The 1,368-nt window shown below is 72.5% G+C and carries 1 protein-coding gene; it reads right to left on the bottom strand.

Annotation, left to right across the window (positions count from 1 at the left end; translation table 11 throughout):
• Nucleotides 1–51 precede the first annotated feature (51 nt).
• Nucleotides 52–1,368 (bottom strand): IS1380 family transposase (locus tag FH969_RS14915; protein WP_425462474.1); only part of this gene is annotated, 1,317 nt, incomplete at its 5' end.

Raw genomic sequence — 1,368 nt, 5'->3', positions numbered from 1 at the left:
CCCGGCGTTTCCACTGCGGGTCGTTCCTCGGGGCCGTTTCGGTCGGGGTGGTCAGGGTGAGGCTGCTCGTGGTGGTCGGCAGGTCGCCTCGAACACGGTGGTGAACGCGGGCGCCCAGGGCCAGGCCGCGGGTAGGTGCAGGTGGAGGCGGCGGGCGGTGCTGGCCACGCGGGCTGCGATGTGGATCAGGCGGCGGCGGATGGTCGCTGTCGTTGCCCTGGCCATGGTGGTGCCGGCGATCGCTGCCGTGGCGCGGGTGAGGTTGAACGCGATGGTGGCCAGGGTGGTCCAGGCGGCGTTCGCGGTGAACGTCCCCGAGGGCAGGTGGGCCAGCGGCCCGGCCTTCAGGTCGGCGATGACCTGCTCGACGATGGCGTGGTCGCGGTGGTGGGCCTCGGCGTCCAGCATCGGTTCGGGTGAGTCGGTGAAGATCGCGTGGTAGCGGTAGGTCTGGAACAGCTCGCCCTGCCCGGCGCTCGTTCTCGGGTTGAGGCGTTTGACGCGGCGCACGATGAGTCGGGCGGTGACGTGCTCGGCGGCGGGCCGAGAGGTGAACGCGGTGAACGCGACCTCGGCGATGCTCGCGTCGCAGACCCACCCACCGGCCTGTTCGTCGAAGACCGCGTTCGGGTACCTGATCGCCGTCCACGCGTGCTCGGCGATGCTCGCGATGGCCTTGGTGATCTGGGGGTTGACCCGGGCGGTGATCGAGAACCGGGCGCCTGCCGCGCGGGCCGCGGCCACCACCGCACGTTGGTAGTACGCGGAGTCCGCCCGGACGGTGAGCAGCCCGACGGCGCCGCAGCGGCGGGCGGTGGCGACCGCGTCGCCGATGAGTTTGGGTGCCCCGTGCGCGGAGGCGACGTTGCCCTTGCGCAACCGGACACCCGCGATCAGCGGCGCGTCCATCGGGGTGGACAGCACCGCGAGCTGGGCGTTGAGCCCTTTGACCCCCGAGTACCCGTAGGCCACTCCCTGCTGCTGGTAGCCGTGCATCGCCTTGATCGTGTCGTCCACGTCGATCCAGGCGACCTGACCGACCCCGGCCAGCACCGGGGTCCTCGCGGCGAGCGCAGCCAGCAGGCGGGAGGCGACCGCGTCGAGCTGACGCACGTGACCGAAGGTGTAGGCCCGAAGGTGCGTTCCCAGCGTTGTCGGCGCGGGCGCCGCGGCCAGCAGCCGGCCCATCCCGCCGTGGCGCAGCACGGCCAAGTCCTCGAAGCTGTCCGCACCGGCAACCATCCCCGCGACCACGGCAGCGACCTTGCCCGGGCCGTTCGCGCCGGCCGACCCCGGCACCCGCACGTGCTCGGCGACCAGCGCGCCGAGACCGGCCCGATCGGCCAGCGCCATCACCGGCACCAAACC

Source organism: Miniimonas arenae (assembly GCF_006351005.1).
In the GTDB taxonomy this organism is placed as follows: Bacteria; Actinomycetota; Actinomycetes; order Actinomycetales; family Beutenbergiaceae; genus Miniimonas; species Miniimonas arenae.
This window is presented reverse-complemented; position numbering and strand designations above follow the sequence as displayed.